The 22,347-nt window shown below is 61.8% G+C and carries 15 protein-coding genes and 1 pseudogene; 10 read left to right on the top strand and 6 right to left on the bottom strand.

The window, feature by feature from the left end; genetic code table 11:
• The first annotated feature begins 175 nt into the window (after positions 1 to 175).
• Positions 176 to 1,408 (top strand): putative DNA modification/repair radical SAM protein, encoded by a 1,233-nt coding sequence (locus CO660_RS00425; protein ID WP_097596904.1) that lies wholly within the window; start codon positions 176 to 178, stop codon positions 1,406 to 1,408.
• On the top strand, positions 1,408 to 2,862 hold the full coding sequence (locus tag CO660_RS00420; RefSeq protein WP_097596923.1) for a UdgX family uracil-DNA binding protein: 1,455 nt from the start codon (positions 1,408 to 1,410) through the stop codon (positions 2,860 to 2,862). The genes CO660_RS00425 and CO660_RS00420 overlap by 1 nt, the downstream gene beginning before the upstream one ends.
• 109 nt (positions 2,863 to 2,971) lie before the next feature.
• On the opposite strand, the gene carB is transcribed toward CO660_RS00420, so the two are convergent.
• Together carB and CO660_RS00410 are read right to left on the bottom strand one after the other, a co-directional pair.
• Complete coding sequence (carB, locus tag CO660_RS00415) at positions 2,972 to 6,460, bottom strand: carbamoyl-phosphate synthase large subunit (protein ID WP_097596922.1); 3,489 nt, start codon at positions 6,458 to 6,460, stop codon at positions 2,972 to 2,974.
• A gap of 169 nt (positions 6,461 to 6,629) precedes the next feature.
• Entirely contained in the window at positions 6,630 to 7,658 is a 1,029-nt protein-coding gene (locus tag CO660_RS00410) for a zinc-dependent alcohol dehydrogenase family protein (RefSeq protein WP_097596921.1), read from the bottom strand.
• A gap of 265 nt (positions 7,659 to 7,923) precedes the next feature.
• Between CO660_RS00410 and CO660_RS00405 the strand changes: the two genes are divergently transcribed.
• Positions 7,924 to 8,841 (top strand): neutral zinc metallopeptidase, encoded by a 918-nt coding sequence (locus CO660_RS00405; protein WP_097596903.1) that lies wholly within the window; start codon positions 7,924 to 7,926, stop codon positions 8,839 to 8,841.
• A gap of 183 nt (positions 8,842 to 9,024) precedes the next feature.
• Here CO660_RS00405 and CO660_RS00400 read toward each other — a convergent pair.
• Positions 9,025 to 9,207, bottom strand: a pseudogene (locus tag CO660_RS00400) (aldo/keto reductase); the annotation flags it as partial.
• 225 nt (positions 9,208 to 9,432) lie between these two features.
• Here CO660_RS00400 and CO660_RS00395 point away from each other — a divergent pair.
• Positions 9,433 to 10,677 (top strand): TCR/Tet family MFS transporter, encoded by a 1,245-nt coding sequence (locus CO660_RS00395; protein WP_097596902.1) that lies wholly within the window; start codon positions 9,433 to 9,435, stop codon positions 10,675 to 10,677.
• A gap of 144 nt (positions 10,678 to 10,821) precedes the next feature.
• Positions 10,822 to 12,225: an MATE family efflux transporter gene (locus CO660_RS00390; RefSeq protein ID WP_097596901.1), complete on the top strand. Its 1,404-nt coding sequence runs from the start codon at positions 10,822 to 10,824 to the stop codon at positions 12,223 to 12,225.
• Between the two features lie 16 nt (positions 12,226 to 12,241).
• Here the strand turns inward: CO660_RS00390 and CO660_RS00385 are convergent, their stop codons facing one another.
• Positions 12,242 to 12,562 carry an antibiotic biosynthesis monooxygenase gene (locus tag CO660_RS00385; RefSeq protein WP_085778866.1) on the bottom strand — a complete coding sequence of 107 codons (321 nt, stop codon included), beginning with the start codon at positions 12,560 to 12,562 and terminating at the stop codon, positions 12,242 to 12,244.
• A gap of 326 nt (positions 12,563 to 12,888) precedes the next feature.
• Here CO660_RS00385 and CO660_RS00380 point away from each other — a divergent pair, with 326 nt between their 5' ends.
• Complete coding sequence (locus CO660_RS00380; RefSeq protein ID WP_097596900.1) at positions 12,889 to 14,661, top strand: adenylate/guanylate cyclase domain-containing protein; 1,773 nt, start codon at positions 12,889 to 12,891, stop codon at positions 14,659 to 14,661.
• Positions 14,662 to 14,671: 10 nt separating this feature from the next.
• Positions 14,672 to 14,929 carry a hypothetical protein gene (locus CO660_RS32615; RefSeq protein ID WP_141504762.1) on the top strand — a complete coding sequence of 86 codons (258 nt, stop codon included), beginning with the start codon at positions 14,672 to 14,674 and terminating at the stop codon, positions 14,927 to 14,929.
• Positions 14,930 to 14,959: 30 nt separating this feature from the next.
• Here CO660_RS32615 and carA read toward each other — a convergent pair whose 3' ends face one another.
• The gene (gene carA / locus CO660_RS00375; protein ID WP_085780136.1) at positions 14,960 to 16,165 is read right to left on the bottom strand and encodes a glutamine-hydrolyzing carbamoyl-phosphate synthase small subunit; all 1,206 of its coding nucleotides are present in this window, start codon (positions 16,163 to 16,165) and stop codon (positions 14,960 to 14,962) included.
• Positions 16,166 to 16,434: 269 nt separating this feature from the next.
• Between carA and CO660_RS00370 the strand changes: the two genes are divergently transcribed.
• The gene (locus CO660_RS00370) at positions 16,435 to 16,890 is read left to right on the top strand and encodes a GatB/YqeY domain-containing protein (protein WP_085778864.1); all 456 of its coding nucleotides are present in this window, start codon (positions 16,435 to 16,437) and stop codon (positions 16,888 to 16,890) included.
• 3 nt (positions 16,891 to 16,893) lie between these two features.
• Here CO660_RS00370 and CO660_RS00365 read toward each other — a convergent pair whose 3' ends face one another.
• Positions 16,894 to 17,784: a hypothetical protein gene (locus CO660_RS00365; protein ID WP_097596899.1), complete on the bottom strand. Its 891-nt coding sequence runs from the start codon at positions 17,782 to 17,784 to the stop codon at positions 16,894 to 16,896.
• Positions 17,785 to 18,452: 668 nt separating this feature from the next.
• On the opposite strand from CO660_RS00365, the gene dnaG reads away from it, so the two are divergent.
• Together dnaG and recQ are read left to right on the top strand one after the other, a co-directional pair.
• Positions 18,453 to 20,450, top strand: coding sequence for a DNA primase (gene dnaG, locus CO660_RS00355; RefSeq protein ID WP_097596898.1), 1,998 nt, complete (start codon positions 18,453 to 18,455; stop codon positions 20,448 to 20,450).
• Entirely contained in the window at positions 20,450 to 22,318 is a 1,869-nt protein-coding gene (recQ, locus tag CO660_RS00350) for a DNA helicase RecQ (protein WP_097596897.1), read from the top strand. The genes dnaG and recQ overlap by 1 nt, the downstream gene beginning before the upstream one ends.
• Positions 22,319 to 22,347 lie beyond the last annotated feature (29 nt).

Genomic DNA, 22,347 nt, shown 5'->3' with positions numbered 1-22,347 from the left:
AACCGTGCCACAATCATAGTTGCATGCTTATAGCAGATCGCCACGGCTGATTTCCAGAAAATTCGCATAAATGAAACCCAACCCGCTGGTACGTCAGGTGATGTGCGCCAAAACGGGGCATAAGCGGGGACGTCGGGATTGACTTTGCAGCCAAGAACATATAGTGAACATTCTAATGAAGAAGTCGCTAACCGAACGTTTGGCCATCCTTTCAGACGCCGCGAAATACGATGCTTCCTGTGCTTCCAGCGGCACGGTGAAACGCGATTCGAGCAGAAGCGGCGGACTGGGTTCGACCGAGGGGTCCGGCATCTGCCATGCCTATGCTCCGGATGGGCGGTGCATTTCGCTTCTGAAGATCCTGCTCACCAATTTCTGCATCTATGACTGCGCCTATTGCGTCAATCGCTCCTCTAGCAATGTCGAGCGGGCACGCTTCACCGCGGAGGAGGTCGTCTGGCTGACGCTCGAATTCTACCGCCGCAACTATATCGAAGGCCTCTTCCTGTCCTCCGGTATCATTCGCTCTTCCGATTACACGATGGAGGAGCTGGTCCGCATCGTGCGTGAGCTGCGGGTAACCCACAATTTCCGCGGCTATATCCATCTCAAAGCGATCCCTGAGGCGTCGCCGCATCTGATCGAGGAGGCGGGGCTTCATGCCGACAGGCTGTCGCTCAATATCGAACTGCCGACCGATAGCGGGATTTCCCGTTTCGCACCGGAGAAGAAGCCTGCCAGTATTAGGCGATCGATGGGGGACCTCCGGCTCAAGATCGAGGCGGCCAGTGAGCCGACATTAAAGACGAGGAAACGACAGCGTTTCGTCCCGGCCGGCCAGAGCACGCAGATGATCGTCGGCGCAGATGGGGCCAATGATGCGACGATCCTTGCGAGCAGCGGCCGGCTTTACAGCAGCTATGGCCTGAAGCGCGTCTATTACTCCGCCTTCAGCCCCATCCCCGACGCGTCGAAAAACCTGCCGCTGATCAAACCGCCGCTGATGCGAGAACACCGGCTCTACCAAGCAGACTGGCTGTATCGGTTCTACGGTTTCGGCATCGAGGAAATCACCGCAAGCCAGGCGGACGGCATGCTTGATCTCAATCTCGATCCAAAGCTTGCCTGGGCCCTTGCCAACCGGGGCGAGTTTCCGGTCGACATCAACAAGTCTGAGCGTGAGCGACTGCTGCGTGTGCCGGGCCTCGGCTTAAAAACTGTGAAGGCGATCGTTTCGGCGCGCCGTTTTCGTCGCCTGGGGCTCGATGATCTCTCCCGGCTCGGCGTTTCGATCAAGAAGGTCCAGCCCTTCATCGCCGCGGAAGGCTGGTCGCCAAGGCGGCTGATCGACCGCCCGGACCTGCGGGCCATGTTCGAGCCGCAGCCCGAACAATTGTCGTTGCTATGATGCGCCGGGTGGTTCTCGCAGGACGCGGAGATCTTGCCGAATGGCGTGACGCGGCACGCGCCCTGGCGGCGGCCGGCATATTGCCGGAGGAGATCGATTGGCGCGAAAGGAGCGCCGAGGCCGATCTGTCCTTTCAGCGGGACGCCATGCCGCCGGCGCCCGCGACGACCCGCAAGCCGATGACGGTGCCGCCCGCCTTCATAGGGCTTGCTGAGATGGTTCTTTGCCATTCCGATCCGGCGCGATTTTCTCTGCTGTACCGTCTGCTCTGGCGGCTGCAGATGGACCGGCAGCTGTTGGAGGTGACGTCCGATGAGGATGTCGTGCGGGCCAAGCTGATGGCGAAGAGCGTTCGGCGCGACGCTCACAAGATGACGGCCTTCGTCCGTTTCAAGGAAGTTGGTGCGGTATCGGCAGCGCGTCGGAAATTCCTCGCCTGGTTCGAGCCCGACCATCATATCGTCAGACGCACGGCTCCCTTCTTCCAGCGGCGCTTCAACGACATGGACTGGCTGATTGCAACGCCGAAGGGATCGGCGGCCTGGGACGGAGAGCGGTTGACGATTGCCGACGAGCCGTGTGAAAAGCCCAATCTCAGCGATGCCACCGACGAGCTCTGGCGTACCTACTACGCCAATATCTTCAACCCGGCGCGATTGAAGGTGAAGGCGATGCAGGCGGAGATGCCGAAGAAGTACTGGAAGAACCTGCCGGAGGCGGATCTCATTCCTGGCTTGATTGCATCGGCCGAAAGCAAGGTGCGGGAGATGGCGGCGCGGGAGGCGACGCTATCGCTGCCGTTCCACGACCGCTTGCAGCAGGCGGCACGCAATCTCCCCGCAGAACCTGAGGCTCCAGCGGGCACGCTGGAAGCACTGCGCGCGGAAGCCGCCGTCTGCACGCGCTGTCCGCTGCATGCCAATGCCACCCAGACCGTGTTCGGGGAGGGGCCGCGCGATGCGCAGGTGATGTTTGTCGGCGAGCAGCCGGGCGACCAGGAGGATATTGCCGGCCGCCCCTTCGTCGGACCTGCCGGCAGGCTTCTCGATCAGGTGATAGCAGAGGCCGGCATCGACCGATCGAGGCTCTACGTCACCAATGCGGTCAAACATTTCAAGTATGAGCCGCGTGGCAAGCGGCGCATCCACCAGAAGCCCAATATGAGCGAGGTGAAGCATTGCCGCTCGTGGCTCGATCGGGAGTTGGCGCTGATTAAGCCGAAACTGATCGTCGCAATGGGGGCGACGGCGCTTGCGGCGCTGACCGACGTGAAAGAACAGCTGCAGGATGTCAGGGGAAGGGCGATGGCGATCGAAGGAGGGCGTACGCTCTTCGTCACCGTGCATCCATCCTATCTGCTGCGCATTCCTGACGAGCGGCTGAAGGCAGAGGAACTGGCGCGGTTTCGCGAGGATATGACGGAAATTCAGCGGCTTATGGTCTTAGCCGGATAAATTGATTCCGGCGAGATAGCGCCAGCGCCCATTAAGCGATGGCGCTATCTCGTTGTTTTTACGCAATCCAGCAAGACTGCGGCACAGTTCTGCTGGAATTGCTCTCATGTCAGGCGAAATAGCTCTGCAGCGGCCGGACTTCGAGATTGCCTGCCCTCAGCGCCTTGATCGCCTGAGCGGCGGCTTCGGCGCCGGCCATCGTCGTGTAATAGGGCACCTTCTGCATCAACGTTGCGCGGCGCAGTGACTTGGAATCCGAGATCGCCTTGTTGCCGTCCGTGGTGTTGATGACGAGCTGGACCTGGCGGTTGCGGATCGCGTCCTCGATGTGCGGACGGCCTTCCAGGACCTTGTTGATCTTGGTGGCGGTGATGCCGTTTTCGCCAAGGAAGCGGGCGGTGCCGCCGGTTGCCAGCACCTTGAAGCCTTCTTCGACGAGGATGCGGATCGCCGGCAGCACGCGCGCCTTGTCCTCATCACGCACGGAGACGAAGACTGTTCCATCACGCGGCAACTCGACGCCGGCGCCGAGCTGCGACTTGGCGAAGGCCAGGGCAAAATCGCTGTCGAGGCCGATCACTTCGCCGGTCGAGCGCATTTCCGGGCCGAGCAGCGTGTCGACGCCGGGGAAGCGGGCGAAGGGGAAGACGGCTTCCTTGACAGCGATGTGGGTGAGCTTACGCGGATCGGGCTTCTGCCCATAGGCGGCGAAGGTCGCGTCGAGCGTCTCGCCGGCCATGACGCGGGCGGCGATCTTGGCGATTGGCGCACCGATGGTCTTGGCGACAAAGGGCACGGTGCGCGAGGCGCGCGGATTGACTTCGAGCACGTAGACAGTGCCGTCCTTGATGGCGAACTGGACGTTCATCAGGCCGCCGACATTGAGCGCCTTGGCCATGGCCTTGGCCTGGCGCTCCAACTCGTCGAGCAGTTCGACCGGCAGCGAACGCGGCGGCAGCGAGCAGGCCGAGTCACCGGAATGGATGCCGGCTTCCTCGATATGCTCCATGATGCCCGCGACATAGACGTCGGTGCCATCGGAGAGGCAGTCGACGTCGACTTCGATCGCGTGGGTGAGGTAGCTGTCGAAGAGCAGCGGATTCTTGCCGAGCAGCGTGTTGATCTGGCCGGTCTTGTCGTTGGGATAACGCTGCTTGATATCCTCAGGCACCAGTTCCGGAACCGTATCGAGAAGGTAGGTCTGCAACTGGCCTTCCGAATGCAGGATCTGCATGGCGCGGCCGCCGAGCACGTAAGACGGGCGAACGACCAGCGGGAAGCCGATCTCGGCGGCGACGAGGCGGGCCTGCTCGACCGAATAGGCGATGCCGTTGTTCGGCTGGTTGAGATCGAGTTTCATCAGAAGCTTCTGGAAGCGGTCGCGGTCTTCGGCGAGGTCGATCGCGTCAGGCGCGGTGCCGAGAATCGGAATGCCGTTCTTCTCAAGCGCCTCGGCAAGCTTCAGCGGCGTCTGGCCGCCGAACTGGACGATGACGCCGACGACTTCGCCCTTTTCCTGTTCGGCACGCAGAATCTCGATCACGTCTTCGGCCGTCAGCGGCTCGAAGTAGAGGCGATCCGACGTGTCATAGTCGGTCGAGACGGTTTCGGGGTTGCAGTTGATCATGATCGCTTCATAGCCGGCATCCTTCAGCGCGAAGGCGGCATGGCAGCAGCAATAGTCGAACTCGATGCCCTGGCCGATGCGGTTCGGGCCGCCGCCGAGGATGACGACCTTCTTGCGGTCGGAGACTTGCGCTTCCGAGCGGGCGGCGCCGACGAAGGGCGTCTCGTAGGTCGAATACATATAGGCCGTAGGCGAAGCGAATTCGGCCGCACAGGTGTCGATACGCTTGAAAACCGGACGCACGTTCAGGCTGTTGCGGAGTTCCGCGACTTCCTTCGGGCGCTTGCCGGTCAGGGTCGCCAGCCTCGCGTCGGAGAAACCCATGGCCTTCAACATGCGCAGGTTCGCGGCATCGCCGGGCAGGCCATGCTCGCGGATGCGGGCTTCCATGTCGACGATATTCTTGAGTTCGGCAATGAACCAGGGATCGATCTTGCAGCCTTCATGCACCTCTTCGATGCTGAGGCCCTGGCGCAGCGCCTGGGCGACCATGCGCAGGCGGTCCGGCGTCGGCGTGCCGATGGCTGCGCGGATGGCGTTCTGGCTGGATTCGCCTTCTTCGAAATCGGGGATCTCGATTTCGTCGAGGCCGGTCAGGCCGGTTTCGAGGCCGCGCAGCGCCTTCTGCAGCGATTCGGCGAAGGTGCGGCCGATCGCCATGACTTCGCCGACCGATTTCATCGCCGTCGTCAGGACCGGGGAGGCGCCGGGGAATTTCTCGAAGGCGAAACGCGGGATCTTGGTGACGACATAGTCGATGGACGGCTCGAAGGAAGCCGGCGTTGCGCCGCCGGTGATATCGTTTTCCAACTCGTCGAGCGTGTAGCCGATGGCGAGCTTCGCGGCGACCTTGGCGATCGGGAAGCCGGTGGCCTTGGAAGCGAGTGCCGAGGAGCGCGAGACGCGCGGGTTCATTTCGATGACGACGAGGCGGCCGTCCTTCGGATTGACGGCGAACTGGACGTTCGAGCCGCCGGTCTCGACGCCGATCTCGCGCAGCACCGCGATCGAGGCGTTGCGCATAATCTGGTATTCCTTGTCGGTCAGCGTCAGCGCCGGAGCGACAGTGATGGAGTCGCCGGTATGAACGCCCATCGGATCGATGTTCTCGATCGAGCAGATGATGATGCAGTTGTCCGCCTTGTCGCGGACCACTTCCATTTCATACTCCTTCCAGCCGAGCACCGATTCTTCGATCAGCACTTCGGTGGTCGGCGAAGCGTCGAGACCGCCGCCGACGATCTCGAAGAATTCCGAGCGGTTGTAGGCAATGCCGCCGCCGGTGCCGCCGAGGGTGAAGGAGGGGCGGATGATGGCGGGCAGGCCGACATGGTCGAGTGCCTGGGCGGCGATCGCCATGGCATGGTTCAGGTAGCGCTGCTTGCGGTCGCTCTCGCCAAGATTCCACTGGTTTTCCAGCTCGTCCAGCGCCTTGTCGAGGTCGGGACCGGAGAGGCTTTCGCGCAGTTTGGTGCGCTCGGCTTCGTGCGTCTTGCGGTCGAGATCCTTGATGTCGGTGGCGTTCGCCAGCATCGAGCGCGGCGTTTCAAGGCCGATGCGTGCCATAGCCTCGCGGAACAGAGCGCGGTCTTCGGCCATGTCGATGGCCGCCGGCTTGGCGCCGATCATCTCGACATTGTAGCGGTCGAGCACGCCCATGCGCTTTAGGGATAGGGCGGTATTCAATGCCGTCTGGCCGCCCATGGTCGGCAGCAGCGCGTCCGGGCGCTCCTTGGCGATGATCTTCGCGACGACTTCCGGGGTGATCGGCTCGACATAAGTTGCGTCTGCCAGCCCGGGGTCGGTCATGATCGTCGCCGGGTTGGAGTTGACGAGGATGACGCGGTAGCCTTCCTCTCTCAAAGCCTTGCAGGCCTGGGTACCGGAATAGTCGAATTCGCAAGCCTGGCCAATGACGATCGGTCCCGCGCCGATGATGAGGATCGATTTGATGTCTTGGCGCTTCGGCATGGCGATATCCATTTTCTGGCTGCGCAGAAAACCGGCCAGGGTGGGAGATCACCGGGTCGGTTGCGCATGCTGGGTCTTTTCAGGCTAGAAGCGGCTTATAGGCAAATGTATTTGCAAACGGAACCCCATAAATCGCGGAATCGACAGGAATTCGAACCGGCGCGGACGCCTATTCCCGGCCGGGGATGACGAGCGCCCGGATTTCGCCGCTGCGCGCCGGATTGACGATCGCGTCTGGGGCTTCTGCAAGCCCAATCCTGCGGGAGATCAACGGCTCGACCTCGATCCTGCCGGAGGCGATCAGATCGGCGGCGCGGCCATGAGTGAAGGGGTTGACGAAGGAGCTTATCAGCCTGACTTCGCGAAACAGCAGGTCAAAGGGCTGGATCTCGATTTTTGCCCCCTGCGGCATCACGCCGAGAATGACGGCAGTGCCGCCACGGCGGGCAAGCCGCGGCGCCTGTTGCATGGTTTCAGCGACGCCGGCGCATTCGAAGACGACATCGGCGCCGCCGGGCAGCAATCCGTCTGCGGCGGTGATGCGGGCAACGATATCGCCGTCGCCTGGATCGGCCGTTGCCGTGGCGCCGAGGATTTCGGCCAAGCGTCGTTTTTCGGCGCTGCGCGTCACCAGAATGACGCGGGTGGCGCCGGCGAGCCTTGCCAGTTGAACCGTGAGCAGGCCGATCACGCCGCCGCCGAGTACGATGACTGAAGCGCCGGTATGCAGCCCGGCGAGATCGACGCCGTGGATGCAGCAGGCGAGCGGTTCGCAGAAGGCGCCGTGGAGCGGATCAAGATCGGTCGGCAGCGCGAAGGCCTGGCTTTGCGGCATGCAGACATAATCGGCAAAGCCGCCGTCGCGGTGAATGCCGATCGCCTGCAGGTTCCGGCAGAGATTGACTCGGCCGCGCCGGCATTCCCCGCAGCCGCCGCAGGAAATGTTCGGATCGCCGGTCACGCGCATGCCGGGGCGGAAATCGGTCACATCAGGTCCGACGGTCTCGATGATGCCGGCGAATTCATGGCCGAGCGTCACCGGCGGCTTCGACGGAAATTCGCCGTGGAAGATATGGCGGTCGGTGCCGCAGATGCCGCAGGCCTCGATCCGAACGAGCAATTCACCCGGACCTGGTGCCGGCTTTCCGACTTCGCAAAGCTGCAACTGTCCCGTCGCTTGCAGACGCACCGCCTTCATCGCCATCTCCTCCCGCATTCTCCCCTTCTAACAGGAAGGGCGAAAGCAGGAGTCGCGTCAAGCGGTTGACGCATCTTCTTTACGTGATGGGGACGCATGGCTGGGGCCGATGGGCTGAGGGAACAATATACCGTCCGTCAAGTTTGCAGCCGAGGAGCCGTGCAGCCGCCTATTTTGCATGCGGTTGAAGCCGCTGGAATTCCTCCTGCTGACGGTTATATAAATTCATTGATGACAAGCATCGGGATTGGCGGGGAGAACGAAGATGGAATGGAGAGGCCGGCGTCAGTCCGACAATGTCGAGGATCGTCGCGGCGATCCCACCGGCGGCGGTTTTGGCCGCGGCGGTGGTTTCAGCTTTCCCTCAGGCGGCGGTGTTCGCCGCGCCGGCGGTGGCTTGAGCATCGGCACGATCATCTTCCTCGTCGTCATCTATCTGATCTTCAAGGCGATGGGCATCGACTTGATGCAGGTGCTGGACAGCGGGGGCATGTCCAGCGGCCCCGGCTACGAGCAGAGCGAATCCGGCGCCCGCACCCCCGCCAATGACGAAATGACCGCTTTCGTGCGGACCGTCCTTGCCGAGACCGAGGATACCTGGAACGGCATTTTCCAGGCACAGGGCCGGGATTACGAGGAGCCTCGGCTCGTACTCTTCTCCGACCAGACGCAGTCGGCCTGCGGCTTCGCCTCTGCCGCGACCGGTCCGTTCTATTGCCCTGGAGATCATAAGGTCTATCTCGACACGGCCTTCTTCCAAGAGCTGTCCGATCGCTTCGGCGCATCCGGCGATTTTGCCGAAGCCTATGTCGTTGCGCATGAGGTCGGCCATCACGTGCAGAACCTGCTCGGCATCCTGCCGAAGTTCAACCAGGCCCGCCAGCGCATGAGCGAGGAGGAGGCCAACAAGATGTCGGTCCGCGTCGAGCTGCAGGCGGATTGCTTCGCCGGCATCTGGGGCAAGTATACCCAGCAGAAGGGTATCCTGGAGGCGGGCGATCTCGAGGAGGCGCTGAATGCCGCACAGCAGATCGGCGACGATACGCTGCAGAAGCGCTCGCAAGGTTACGTCGTGCCCGAGAGTTTCAACCACGGCACCTCGGCGCAGCGCGTCAGATGGTTCAAGCGCGGTTTCGACAGCGGACAGCTGACGGCGTGTGATACGTTTTCGGGGCCAGTTTGAGGTTTCCAGAGTCCCTGCGTGTGGCCCCTCATCCGACCCTTGGGGTCCCATCTACCCGAGGGGAGAAGGGGACTTTCCGCGACGTTTCGATTCCCTCTTCTCCCCTCGGGAGAAGGTGCCCGTAGGTCGGATGAGGGGGCTACACGGCCGGACGTTTGAGCCCCTTTGACCTAACACCTAACCTCACTTCACACTATCCATGTGCTGCAGCATATGCTCGGGATAGCGCCCGCCGGCCGCAGCATCCTTCGGCACGACGCGTTCAATGGCAGCGAAATCTTCTGCCGACAGATCCACCGCAAGTGAACCGAGCGCCTCAGTCAACCGGTCGCGGCGGCGGGCGCCGATGAGGGGAACAATGTTCTGCTTGGATTGATCTGGATGCCGTCGCGGCGATTGCAAGGGAGTTTTATAGCTACGATTCGCCGGAACGACGGCGCGCGTCTACCGGTTGAGGCCCTGACGATTTTCCCGTAGAACTCCTGAGATGCTTCCGGATGTTCACCGATTGTTTCAGTTTCTTTTCTGAGCTATGTCACTTTCCGGCGACGGAGATCGTCTTTTCAGAAACAGCTGCTGTAGAGATGCCTCATGCTTGATCCGAGATTCGTTCGCCGCGGCCTTTTCCTGGTCTTCGTCATCCTCTTCCTCGACATTATCGGCATCGCCATCATCATGCCGGTGCTGCCCGCCTATCTGGAGCAGCTGACCGGCGGCAGCGTCAGCGATGCGGCGATCGACGGCGGCTGGCTGATGCTCGTCTATGCCGGCATGCAGTTCCTGTTCGCGCCGTTGCTCGGAAACCTGTCCGACCGCTTCGGCCGCCGGCCGATCCTTCTGCTTTCGGTGCTGACCTTCGCCATCGACAACTTCATCTGCGGCATCGCCACCAGCTTCTGGATGCTGTTCGTCGGCCGCGTGCTTGCCGGCATCAGCGGCGGCAGCTTCGCCACCTGCTCGGCCTATATCGCCGATATCAGCACGGAGGAGAACCGCGCGAAGAACTTCGGACTGATCGGCATCGCCTTCGGCGTCGGCTTTACCATCGGCCCTGTCATTGGCGGATTCCTCGGGGAATTCGGCCCACGCGTACCCTTCCTCGGCGCTGCCGCTTTGTCGCTTCTCAATTTCATCGCCGCCTGCTTTCTGCTGCCGGAAACGCTGGAGGCGAAGAACCGCCGCCGCTTCGAGTGGAAACGCGCCAACCCCCTCGGCGCGCTGCGCCAGATGCGCCATTACCCTGGCATCGGCGGGGTCAGCCTCGTCATGTTCCTGTTTTTCCTGGCGCATGCCGTTTATCCCTCGGTCTGGTCCTTCGTCTCCACCTACCGCTACGGTTGGAGCGAGGGCCAGATCGGCCTGTCGCTCGGCATTTACGGCATCGGTGCTGCGCTCGTCATGGGCCTTGTCCTGCCGCGGATCGTGCCTGTGCTTGGCGAGTGGAAGACCGCGCTTCTCGGCCTCTGTTTCTCGGCTGCAGGCTTGACCGGCTATGCCTTCGCCTGGGAGGGCTGGGTGGTCTATGTCGTCATCGTGGCGACCGTCATCGAAAACGTCGCCGATCCGGCGCTGCGCAGCATTGCCGCCGGGAAGGTGCCGCCTTCGGCGCAGGGCGAGTTGCAGGGCGCGCTGACCAGCCTCAGCAGCATCACCACCATTGTCGGGCCATTGATCTTCACACAAATGTTCGGCTATTTCACGCGGCCTGAGGCGCCCGTCACCTTTGCCGGTGCGCCGTATCTCACGGCTGCTGTGCTCATTGTTGTGGCCGCCGGGATATTCCTCACGAGGGTTCGAGCCGGGGAGCCGGCCGAGGCGCTGGAAGGTGTGGGCTGAACCGATCAGAAATGGTGATGGTATGATGAATTTTTCATCATCTGCCTGTTTTGGGGTAGTTCTTTGCGGGGCTTTGATTTAAGCCCGAGTGATATTTTTGCGCCACTACGCGGCGTTGCAGATCTCAATCACAGGACTGGTGTCATGGACACGCCGATCGACGCGCGCAGCCTTGCGCCGACAAACGATAATCGTTGGGGTGCGCATTTTCGTGCAACACTGGCGCTCGGCATTCCGCTGATCGGCGCACAGCTCGCTCAGCTCGGCATCAATACCACCGACGTGATGATCGTCGGCCGCCTCGGCGCCGAGCATCTGGCGGCGATGGTGCTGTCAGCTCAATTCCTCTTCACCATCCTGATCTTCGGTTCGGGTTTTGCCATCGCCGTCATTCCGATGGTGGCGCAGGCCTATGGTCGCGGCGACGTCGTCTCTGTGCGCCGATCGCTGCGCATGGGTCTGTGGGTGGTGATTGGATATTGGGCCGTCATGCAGCCCGCCTTCTTCTATTCCGAGCAAATCCTGCTCTTCGCGCAGCAGAAGCCGGAGGTAGCCAAGCTCGCGCATGGCTATATCATGATCGGTCAGTTCGGCGTGCTGCCGGCACTGCTCTTCAACGTGATGCGCGCGCTGGTCAGCGCCATCGGCAAGGCAGGCATCATCCTCAACGTCACCATCGTGACGCTGGTGATGAACGCGTTCTTCGCCTATGCCCTCGTGCTCGGCCATTTCGGCTTTCCGGCGATGGGGCTCGAGGGTGCGGCGATCGTATCGGTCGTGGTGCAGACGGCTGGTTTCCTCTTCATCCTTGCCTTCGTGCAGAGGCGGGATGAGACGCGCCGCTACGAGATCTTCGTGCGGTTCTGGAAGCCCGACTGGCATGCGCTGCTGGAAGTCATCCGGCTCGGCTTCCCGATCAGCGTCACCATCCTTGCCGAGGTCAGCCTGTTCACGGTGGCCTCGCTGCTGATGGGCTATATCGGCACGATCGAACTCGCCGCCCACGGCATCGCCCTGCAATGGGCTTCGATCGCCTTCATGATCCCGCTAGGCCTCAGCCAGGCGGCGACGGTGCGCGTGGGCGTCGCCCACGGGCAGGGCGATTATGACGGGCTGGTGCGGGCTTCGATCATGGTGTTCATCCTCGGCTGCGCCATTTCGGCGGTGGGCTCGGTGCTCTTTGCCACAATGCCCCAATTCCTCGGCAGCTGGTTCCTCGACGTCAGTTCGCCCGAGGCGCCCGAGGTGCTCTCCTATGCCGGGCCGCTGATCGTCGTTGCCGGGCTTTTCCAACTGGTCGACGGGCTGCAGGTGATCGCTAATGGACTGCTGCGCGGCCTGAAGGACGCGCGCGTGCCGATGATCATGGCGCTGATAGCTTACTGGCCGATTGGCTTCTTCCTGGCCTGGGCCTTCGCCTTTCCGTTGGGTCTGGGCGGCATCGGCATCTGGTTCGGCTTCCTCGTTGGCCTGGCGGCGGCCGCCGCCATGCTCTGCGGACGCTTCTATCTTCTCGTTCGCCGGGAGGGCGCGATCGCCGGCGTCTGAGCCGGCGTCCTTGCCCTCAGGCCGCGACAGGCTTGTAACTGCCGATATCGGCTCGAATGCCGAGACGCGAGAACATTTCCTGCGGATCGAAATTTGCGGCCTTGTGGGCGGCCGTCACGGCTGCCCGCGCCCGCTCGACGACTTCGGTATTTTTCCATTCGGCGATGGTAACGAAATTGAATTCGCCGGGACCTGAGACCTGCTCCAGCACCCGGTGATCGATGAAGCCCTCCTGTGCCTCCAGCAGCTTGTGGGTCATCATCACTTTGACAAGAAATTCCTCACGCGCCGCCGCCGGCACGATGAACTTGTCGACACGATAGAAAGCTCCGCTCATCTATATCTCCTGCATCGGATCTGCGGGTAGTTCTGTAATTCCTCAAGCATGGTTGAGGTCGATAGTGAAAGGGCAGGGGCCGGGCGAATGTCCATTGCTTTCCTGTTTCGGGGACATTGTCGAAGCTTGATGCAACGGTGCGCCAGAAGCAGTTGCAGGCTCGGCGTCAAGGAACGACAGAGCAGTCATTGCGAGCAGCTTCAACGTTGGGTGCGTCGATGAGCCATTAGACAAGTCGATCTCAGCCAAGATCGCTCCAAGCCGCGGCTAGAAGTTCTTTCTTGCCTTCTGTCTCCCTGCTATCCTGGAAGTGAGGAGACCGCGCCATGAGCGAGAACCGAAAGCTGGCTGCAATCCTGGCCGCAGACGTGGTCGGGTACAGCCGGCTTGCCGGCGCCGACGAGGACCGCACCCTGGCGAGGTTACGGGCACTGCGCAGCGATCTCATCGATCCGACGATCGCCGTGCACCATGGCCGGGTGGTGAAGCGCACCGGCGATGGTGCGCTGGTCGAGTTCCGCAGCGTGGTGGACGCCGTGCGCTGTGCCATTGAGGTGCAGAACGGTATGCTGGAGCGCAATGACGGCGTGCCGCAGGACCGTCGCATCGAGTTTCGAATCGGTATCCATCTGGGCGACGTCGTGGAGGAAAGCGATGGCGATCTGATGGGCGACGGCGTCAACATCGCCTCGCGATTGGAGGGCGTCGCCGCGGCAGGCGCGATCTGCCTGTCCGAGGATGCCTATCGCCAAGTCAAGGCGAGGCTCGACCTCTCGGTCAGCGATCTCGGCAACACGCAACTCAAGAACATCGCCGAACCGATCCGCGTCTATTCGCTGCAAGTCGGCAGCGCCGGGACCAATGCAGCCGCCACCTCGGAAACCGCAACGAGTCCACCTGCGAGGGCAACGTCGCCGAAGCTGTCGATCGCCGTCCTGCCCTTCGCCAACATGAGCGGTGACGCCGAACAGGACTACTTCGCCGACGGCATCTCGGAAGATATCATCACGGCGCTATCGAAGTTGTCGCAGCTCTTCGTCATCGCCCGCAATTCGTCATTTACCTTCAAAGGCAGGAACGTCCACGTGCAGGAGGTGGGCACGAAGCTCGGCGTGCGGCATGTTCTTGAGGGCAGTGTGCGCAAATCAGGCAACAGGGTACGCATCACCGCGCAGCTCATCGACGCGACCACCGGCGGGCATCTATGGGCGGAGCGGTTCGATCGAGACCTGACCGACATTTTCGCGGTTCAGGACGATGTCACGCAGCAGATCGTCGACGCACTGGCGGTCAACCTGACAGAAGGTGATCGGAAAAGGCTGGTGCCGGGCCAGACCGGTCAGCCCGAGGCCTATGACTGCTTCCTGCGTGGCCGGGAGCTGTGGCACCGGCTGACGAAGCAAACGAACAGCGACGCCCGCGATCTTTTGCAACATGCCGTCGAACTGGACCCCAACTTCGCCTCGGCACATGCCTTTCTCGCCCTTACCCATGGGCTCGACTACCTGAACCGGTGGAGCGCGTCGCCGCAACGCTCGCTCCAGCAGGCCGAAGAGGCTGCGATGCTGGCGGTGGCGCGGGATGAGAGCGACCCCGTGGCGCACTGGGCATTGAGTGTCGTCAGGCTTTACTCACGGCAGCACGATAGAGCCATCGGCGAGGCCGAGCGTGCGATAGGCCTCAACCCGAACTTCGCCGAAGGGCAGGTCAGCCTCGGCGAGGCACTTCTCTATTCAGGCAGATCTCACGAGGCACTCGCCTGTTTCGATCGGGCGAGAATCTTGAACCCGTATTTTCCGGATGTCGTTCTCCACTTTCAGGCCTGGGCTTGGTTTCAACTGCGAAGGTACGAAGAGGCCGTTGAATTGTTGGTGCAGCGCGTGAGCCGCAATCCCGTCACCGACGTCTCGCGCGCGCTTCTGGCCGCCTGTTACGGACACCTCGGCCGGTTCGAAGAGGCTCGGGCGACGTGGCAAGAGGTGCTGCGCGTTAATCCCGACTTCTCCTTGGAATACCGTCGCAAAGTCTTGCCCTTCAAGAACCCCGCCGATTTCGACCTCGCCATGGAGGGGCTACGCAAGGCCAGTGTCGTACAATGATGAGTGATCAATGCCCGATCTTGAACCTGTTGGCCATTTCGGCGGAAGATCAACAACAGCCGGTGCCAGCGTAACCACCACCTCCAGCGCAATCTGCCATCAAGGTCTGCTTTCAGGAAGCTGCGAAGTCGCCCTCTACTTGCGGCGCAAAGCAGCCCTATCCTTCAACAAAGAAAAAAGACGCTATGGGCAGATAGCGGTCCTTTCTCTGATAGCTGTCTTTCAAGATTCAAGAGATGCCACATTACGTTGGTGGCTGCCGGTTTAACAGAGTTTGCGAAACCGGCACTTCTTGAAACTAGCGCTCTGCAAGCGCCGGTTCGCCCTTCTTCTCGCGCACCATGTTGACGAAGCGGCGGAAGAGATAATGGCTGTCCTGCGGGCCGGGAGAGGCTTCCGGATGGTGCTGGACGGAGAAGACCTGCTTGCCGAGCACGCGCAGGCCGCAATTGGTGCCGTCGAAAAGCGAAATATGAGTCTCTTCAACGCCGTCGGGCAGCGACTTCGAGTCGACCGCGAAGCCGTGGTTCATCGAGACGATCTCGACCTTGCCCGTCGTGTGATCCTTGACCGGATGATTGGCGCCGTGATGGCCCTGGTGCATCTTTTCGGTCTTGGCGCCCAAGGCGAGGCCGAGCATCTGATGGCCGAGGCAGATGCCGAAGACCGGGATATCGGTCTTAACAAGCGTCTTGATGACAGGCACGGCATATTCGCCGGTTGCCGCTGGATCGCCGGGACCGTTCGACAGAAAGATCCCGTCCGGCTGCAAGGCGAGCACGTCTTCGGCGCTCGTTGTTGCCGGCACGACGGTCACCTTGCAGTCGAGGCCGGCAAACAGGCGCAGGATGTTGCGCTTGACGCCGTAATCGAGGCAGACGACGTGATATTTCGCATCCGCCGCGCCGAGTTCGCCGTAACCTTCGTTCCAGACCCACGGCGTCTGCGCCCATTGTGAGGACTGGCCGGACGAGGCGATCTTGGCAAGATCGAGACCTTCCAGGCCGCTCCAGGCCTTGGCTTCGGCCTTCAGCGCCTCGATGTCGAAGACGCCGTTGGCGTCGTGGGCGATCACCGCGTTCGGGGCGCCGTTCTCGCGGATCCAGGCGGTGAGCGCACGCGTGTCGATGCCGCAAAGGCCGATGATGCCGCGGGCCTTGAGCCACTGGTCGAGATGCTTGGCGGCGCGGTAGTTCGAGGGGTCGGTGATGTCGGCCTTGAAGATGACGCCGACGGCGCCGTGGCGGGCGGCAGGGGTCAGGTCCTCGATATCTTCGTCGTTGGTGCCGATATTGCCGATGTGCGGAAAGGTGAAGGTGACGATCTGGCCGAGATAGGAGGGGTCGGTCATGATCTCTTCATAGCCGGTCAGCGCCGTGTTGAAGACGACTTCAGCCTGGACCTTGCCGGTGGCGCCGATGCCCTTGCCTTCGATCACCGTGCCGTCGGCAAGAACGAGCAGGGCGGTCGGCTTTTCGGTTGTCCAGGGTGCTGTTGCGGTCATCTTCATCCCGTTTCCGGCGGCTGATGCGCTTAGCCGCGCTCGTCGCCATTTGATCTCGCAGACGTGTGGGCACGGCAATGCCGCGCGCTTCAGGCCTGATCACGAATTTTGGTGCAGGTGGCGGTAAATAGCCACGCAATCGCTGAGCGTCAATCTTTGTAGCCGGGATTGCGGCCGTTTTCTTGCGCTTTATCGCGCCGATCGCGCAATTTATTTGATCCGTCGCATCGGCGTGGTTTATGAAGCGGCATCAAAAAAGGAGTGAAGACATGCTGCGCGATCAACTCGCCACCCAGCTGAAAGAGGCGATGAAGGCCAAGGATTCGGAGCGGCTGTCGACCGTTCGGCTGATTCAGGCGGCGATCAAGGACCGCGACATTGCCAATCGCGGTACCGGCAAGGAGCAGGCGAGCGACGACGAGATCCTGCAGATCCTCGCCAAGATGGTGAAGCAGCGCGACGAATCGGCAAAGATCTATGAGGAGAATTCCCGACCGGAGCTCGCTGCCAAGGAGCGTGCGGAAATCGCCGTCATTCAGGACTTCATGCCGAAGCAGCTTTCCGACGGCGAAGTGCGCGCCAATATCTCGGCGATCATCACCGAGACGGGTGCTGCCGGCGTCAAGGACATGGGCAAGGTGATGGCGGCGCTCAAGGAGCGTTATGCCGGCCAGATGGATTTCGCCAAGGCATCGGCAACCGTCAAGGAGCTTTTGAACGGATAAGCCTCAGATGGCCCGTCTCGCCTGCGGCTCTTCACGGACCGCAGGTCCGAGCACGGCCTCGGCGGCGGCATCGACGATCGCAAACTTCGCCGCCTGGTAGTTCCAATACTCGAGGATAAAGCGGCGGGACAGCCAGAAGTCGCCCTTGCGCGAAGGTTCTGTCCAGCCGACGCTTTCCATGATCGTGGCCTGGGTCAGAAGCCGCTTCAGGTGGGTATTGGAAATCATGAATTGTTCGCGGAGCTCCCGGAGCGACAGTGGGCCGATAACGACGCACTCGGCCGCCCGAGGAAATTGCGGAAGGCGGGAGATCAGGTAATCCATTACCAGTCCGCCGGAATTCGCCCAGTTGAAGAGGTTGAAGGTGGGGCCCGGATTGCGCACGGACTCACTGCCGATGATCGCCCTTGCGATCCGCGGCTGAATCGCAGCCATTGTCGCGGAGGGGTCGGCGGTAATCTGGTCGGCGCGTTCGCCGCCGTCGAGGCTGTCGAGGATCATCATATGGGTGACGAGCCATCGGATGAAATGCTGTTCGGCGATTTCGGTCGGTTCCAGATAGCGTGTGCGCTTGTCAGGTCCAGGCACCACACGCAGGAAACGATAGGCCAGCATTTCCTGCATGAAGGCCGCGGCCGTGTTGCGGCTGGCGATGTCATTCTTGACTGCGAAATCGACAAAGCGGCCGGAATAGAGGCCACCGCTCTGGCCGTCGTCGGGATGACCGTAATGAAGTGCGAAGCCGGCATGGGCCATCAACCAGCGCTGCTGCGCGGCGAAAATCGATGCGATGCGCGGGCTCTCGCGATAGATCGCAAGCAGTTGATTGGCGCAGTGAAGGATCGCAGCGAGAAAGCGATCGTCTGCTGCAAGATTTTCCGCGGTGAAAGCCATTGGCAAGGGTCCAGGAGTTCGGCGCAACATCTTTCATTCACGCGCCGTCTGTCAACGGTTCCGTCGATAAGCGGTTAATTTCAAAGGGAGAGTTGGCAACAGAGCCTAAAATTTAAGAAGGCAGGAGCTGGGGGCGCTCCTGCCTTCTTGCTCTTTGCTTCCGCCGGCAACGCAGGGCTGAGGCCCAAGCCGGAGGGTATTTGCAAAGGCACCCTTGCGAAGCGGCGCCGGGGGTAGGGATGGTGCTTCGCTTGGGGATCGCTTTGTTGAGATCAAACCTATTGCGGTGCGGCCGTCTGTTCAAATTACAAAAAAATAATGATTGCCGGAAAAGGCGCTTCGAGAGGACTTCGAAGCGAAGATTCGACAAGCGCCGCGAGGATGAGGGCGCCCAAGCGGCGGCTCCGATAAGTGACTGTTTCGAAAAGCTTTAATTCAACTCGGCCGAACGATCTCGCTCATGCCGAAGCACCTGCAGTGCCCGGCTCCATAGACGTTCGGCGACAATAATGTCGCACCCTGTCGCAGGGGTCGGTCACGAGTTGTTGATTGGATAACTGACGCCGCCGACGTCGGGTGCACTTGCCTGTGAATAGCGGGTTTTCCTGACGAGTTTCGTGGCATGGCGCGGCAAAGCAGCTTATATGGAGCTTGGCCAAGAGGGATAAATGCGCTTTTCGAACACCTTTCTCGATGAGATCCGCGACCGCGTTCCGATTTCGAACGTGATTGCGCGCCGCGTCAGCTGGGACAAGCGCAAGACCAATGTCTCGCGGGGCGACTACTGGGCCTGCTGCCCCTTCCATGGCGAGAAATCGCCGAGCTTCCACTGTGAGGACCGAAAGGGTCGGTATCACTGCTTCGGCTGCGGGGTCACCGGCGATCACTTCCGTTTTCTGACGGAGCTGGAGGGCTTGAGTTTTCCCGAGGCGGTGCAGCAGATCGCCGACATGGCCGGCGTGCCGATGCCGCTTGCCGATGCCGCGATGGAGAAGCGCGAAAAGGAGCGCGGCTCTCTGATCGACGTCATGGAAATGGCGACCAGCTTCTTCCAGGACCAGCTGCAGACGGCCAATGGCGCAAAGGCGCGCGCCTATTTGCGCGATCGCGGGCTGACGGGGCGTACCATCGAGACCTTCCGACTCGGTTATGCGCCTGACAGCCGTAATGCGCTGAAGGAATTCCTCGCGGGCAAAGGCGTTTCCAAGGAGCAGATCGAGGCCTGCGGCCTGGTTGTTCATGAAAACGTGCCGGTCTCCTACGACCGTTTCCGCGACCGCATCATGTTCCCGATTCTTTCGTCCCGGGAAAAGGTGATCGCCTTCGGCGGCCGCGCTATGTCATCAGATGCGCCGGCGAAATATCTGAACTCCAACGAGACTGAGCTCTTCCACAAGGGCAATGTCCTTTACAATTTCGCCCGAGCGCGCCGCGCCATACAAGGGCTTGGCCGCGGCGATCAGGATGACAATGCGAGCGGCACCATCATCGCCGTCGAAGGCTATATGGACGTGATCGCGCTCTATCAGGCCGGTATCGAAAACGCCGTTGCGCCGCTCGGCACTGCGCTCACCGAAAACCAGCTCGAGCTGCTCTGGAAGATGGTGCCGCAGCCGGTGCTCTGCTTCGATGGCGACGGCGCCGGGATTCGCGCCGCCAATCGCGCCGCCGAGCTGGCGCTGCCGCATCTGAAACCCGGCCGTTCCGTCCGCTTCGCGCTTCTGCCTGACGGCAAGGATCCGGACGACCTCGTGCGCGACGAGGGACGCGCGCCTTTCGACAAGGTGATGAGTCAGGCAAAGCCGCTTTCGGAGATGCTGTGGAGCCGGGAGATCAACACCGGCAAGTTCGATACGCCCGAGGCGCGCGCCGAGCTCGAAGCGCGGCTGAAGCAGCTCGTCGCCGTCATCGCCGACGAGAATGTGCGCCGTCATTACCAGCAGGATATTCGCGACCGGCTGAATGCCTTCTTCCAGCCGCAGTTCCAGAACCGCAACGGTGGCGGGCGGCGCGGTTTCAGCAGCAGCCCCCGGAACGCCCGCGACAATGCGGCCAAGGCAGGACCGAAAAGCCCCAGCCTGATTTCCGATCGGCTCGCCCGCTCGGGCCCCGTGCGCGGACACCGGGACAATACGGCGTTGCGCGAAAGCGTGCTTGCGCTCACCATCGTCAATCATCCGGCCCTGATGATCGATGATTATGATGAAATCGCCGCGATTGAATATGACAGCCGCGAGCTGCAACGGCTCTGGTCCGCGATGCTTGGCGCAGCCGCTGCCGTCGCCGGTCCGCATCTGACGCGCGAATATCTGACTGAGCGGCTGGAATTCGAAGGTTTCGGTCCGCTCATCAAGAGTCTCGACCAGCAGGTGCGCAATGCGAGGCTCTGGACGGCAACCGAGGAGGCGGCGATGGAGGATGCTCGTGAAGGCTATCGTCAGGCGCTCGCCTTCCACAAACGGGCGAAGGCGCTGCGCCGGCAGAAGATGGAACTCGAACGCGAGATTGCGCTGGCGACCGAAGCCGGCGACGGCGAGGCAATCATTCAGCTGTTACGGGCGCAGCAGGAAGTGCATCTCGAAGGCGTACGCCTCGAGAACCAGGAGGCGATTATCGACGGCTTCGGGGTGCTTTCCGGCCGTGTCAAAGGGGCGGCGAACCACTGATGCCGCTCAGCGAACGCGATGAGCCCGGTTTTTCCGCTTCCGATACGCTGTTTTCCGCCGGCCGCTCGCCGCTCGACGTCCTGAAACAGGTCTATGGTTATTCTTCCTTCCGCGGCAAGCAGCAGGAGGTGGTCGAGCACGTGGTTTCAGGCGGCGATGCCGTGGTGCTCTTTCCGACAGGTGCAGGCAAATCGCTCTGCTTCCAGATCCCGGCGCTTTGCCGTGACGGCGTCGGCATCGTCGTTTCGCCGCTGATTGCGCTGATGCGCGATCAGGTGGAGGCGATGAAGCAGCTCGGCATCAGGGCTGCGGCACTCAATTCGTCGCTGTCGCGCGAGGAGTTCGTCGAGGTTCGCCGTGCGCTTTCGGCTGGAAAGCTCGACCTTCTCTACGTCACGCCCGAACGCATCCTGACGGACGGTTTTCGCGAGCTGATCGCCAGTGAGAAGATTGCGCTGTTTGCGATCGACGAGGCCCATTGCGTCTCGCAATGGGGCCATGATTTCCGCCCGGAATATCGCGAGCTCGGCCGGCTCGGCGAACAGTATCCCGGCGTGCCCCGCGTGGCATTGACGGCAACGGCCGACCCGCACACGCGTGACGATATCATCGAGCGGCTGGGGCTGGGCAATGCCGAAATCTTCACCACCAGCTTCGACCGGCCGAATATTGCCTATGAAATCGTCGAGCGCGACCAGCCGCGCCAGCAGCTGCTGCGCTTCCTCTCCGGCCATAAGGGCAACAGCGGCATCGTCTATTGTCTGTCGCGCGCCAAGGTCGAGGATACGGCCGAGTGGCTGAACGGGCAGGGCATCCGCGCGCTGCCCTATCACGCCGGCATGGACCGGGCGGTTCGCGACGCCAATCAGGACGCTTTCCTCAAGGAGGAAAACCTCTGCCTGGTCGCGACCGTCGCCTTCGGCATGGGCATCGACAAGCCGAATGTGCGCTATGTCGCCCATCTCGACCTGCCGGGTTCGGTGGAGGCCTATTATCAGGAAACCGGGCGCGCCGGCCGAGACGGGTTGCCGTCCGAGGTCTGGATGGCCTATGGCATGGCCGACGTTATCCAGCGCCGCCGCATGATCGACGAGGGCAACGCCGCAGACGAAATCAAGCGGGTCGAGCGCGCCAAGCTCAACGCCTTGCTGGCGATCTGCGAAACCGCCTCCTGCCGTCGGCAGGCGATCCTTGCCCATTTCGGCGAGGCGCATGCCGGCCAATGCGGCAATTGCGACACCTGCCTGAAGCCGGTCGAGACCTGGGATGGTACGGAAGCGGCGATCAAGGCGCTGGCCGCGGTCTACCGCACCGACGAGCGGTTCGGCGCCGGTCATGTCATCGATGTGCTGGTCGGTAACATCAACGAAAAGACCGAGCGTTTCGGTCATGTCGATATGCCGGTCTTCGGCGCCGGCAAGGACATTCCGGCGCGGACTTGGCAATCCGTCTATCGCCAGCTGCTCGCCATGGGGCTGATCCGTATCGATCATGAGGCCTATGGGGCGCTGAAGCTGGAGCCGGAGGCGCGCGCCGTCTTCAAGCATGAACGGCAGGTCTTCTTCCGCAAGGACCGGCCGGCATCGGAACGGCGTACGAAGAAGGCCGAGCGCAGCGAGCGCAAGTCGGGCCTGTCGGGCGCCGACGGCACGCTTTTCGAGGCGTTGAGAGCCGAGCGCATGGCGATCGCCAAATCGCTCGGCGTGCCGCCTTACGTCGTCTTCCCCGATACGACGCTGATCGCATTTGCGACGGAACGGCCGCGCAGCCGCAAGGAATTGCTCGGCGTATCAGGCGTCGGGCAATCGAAGCTCGAGCGTTATGGCGACGCTTTCCTGGAGATCATTCTCTCGCACGACAAGGATTGAACGGGCTCGCTGATTTGGCGCAGCGAGAA

Origin of the sequence: Rhizobium sp. L9, from assembly GCF_002531885.1 — a bacterium.
GTDB lineage: Bacteria > Pseudomonadota > Alphaproteobacteria > Rhizobiales > Rhizobiaceae > Rhizobium.
The sequence above is the reverse complement of the archived record's forward strand: the minus strand, read 5'-3'. Positions and strand labels throughout refer to the sequence as shown.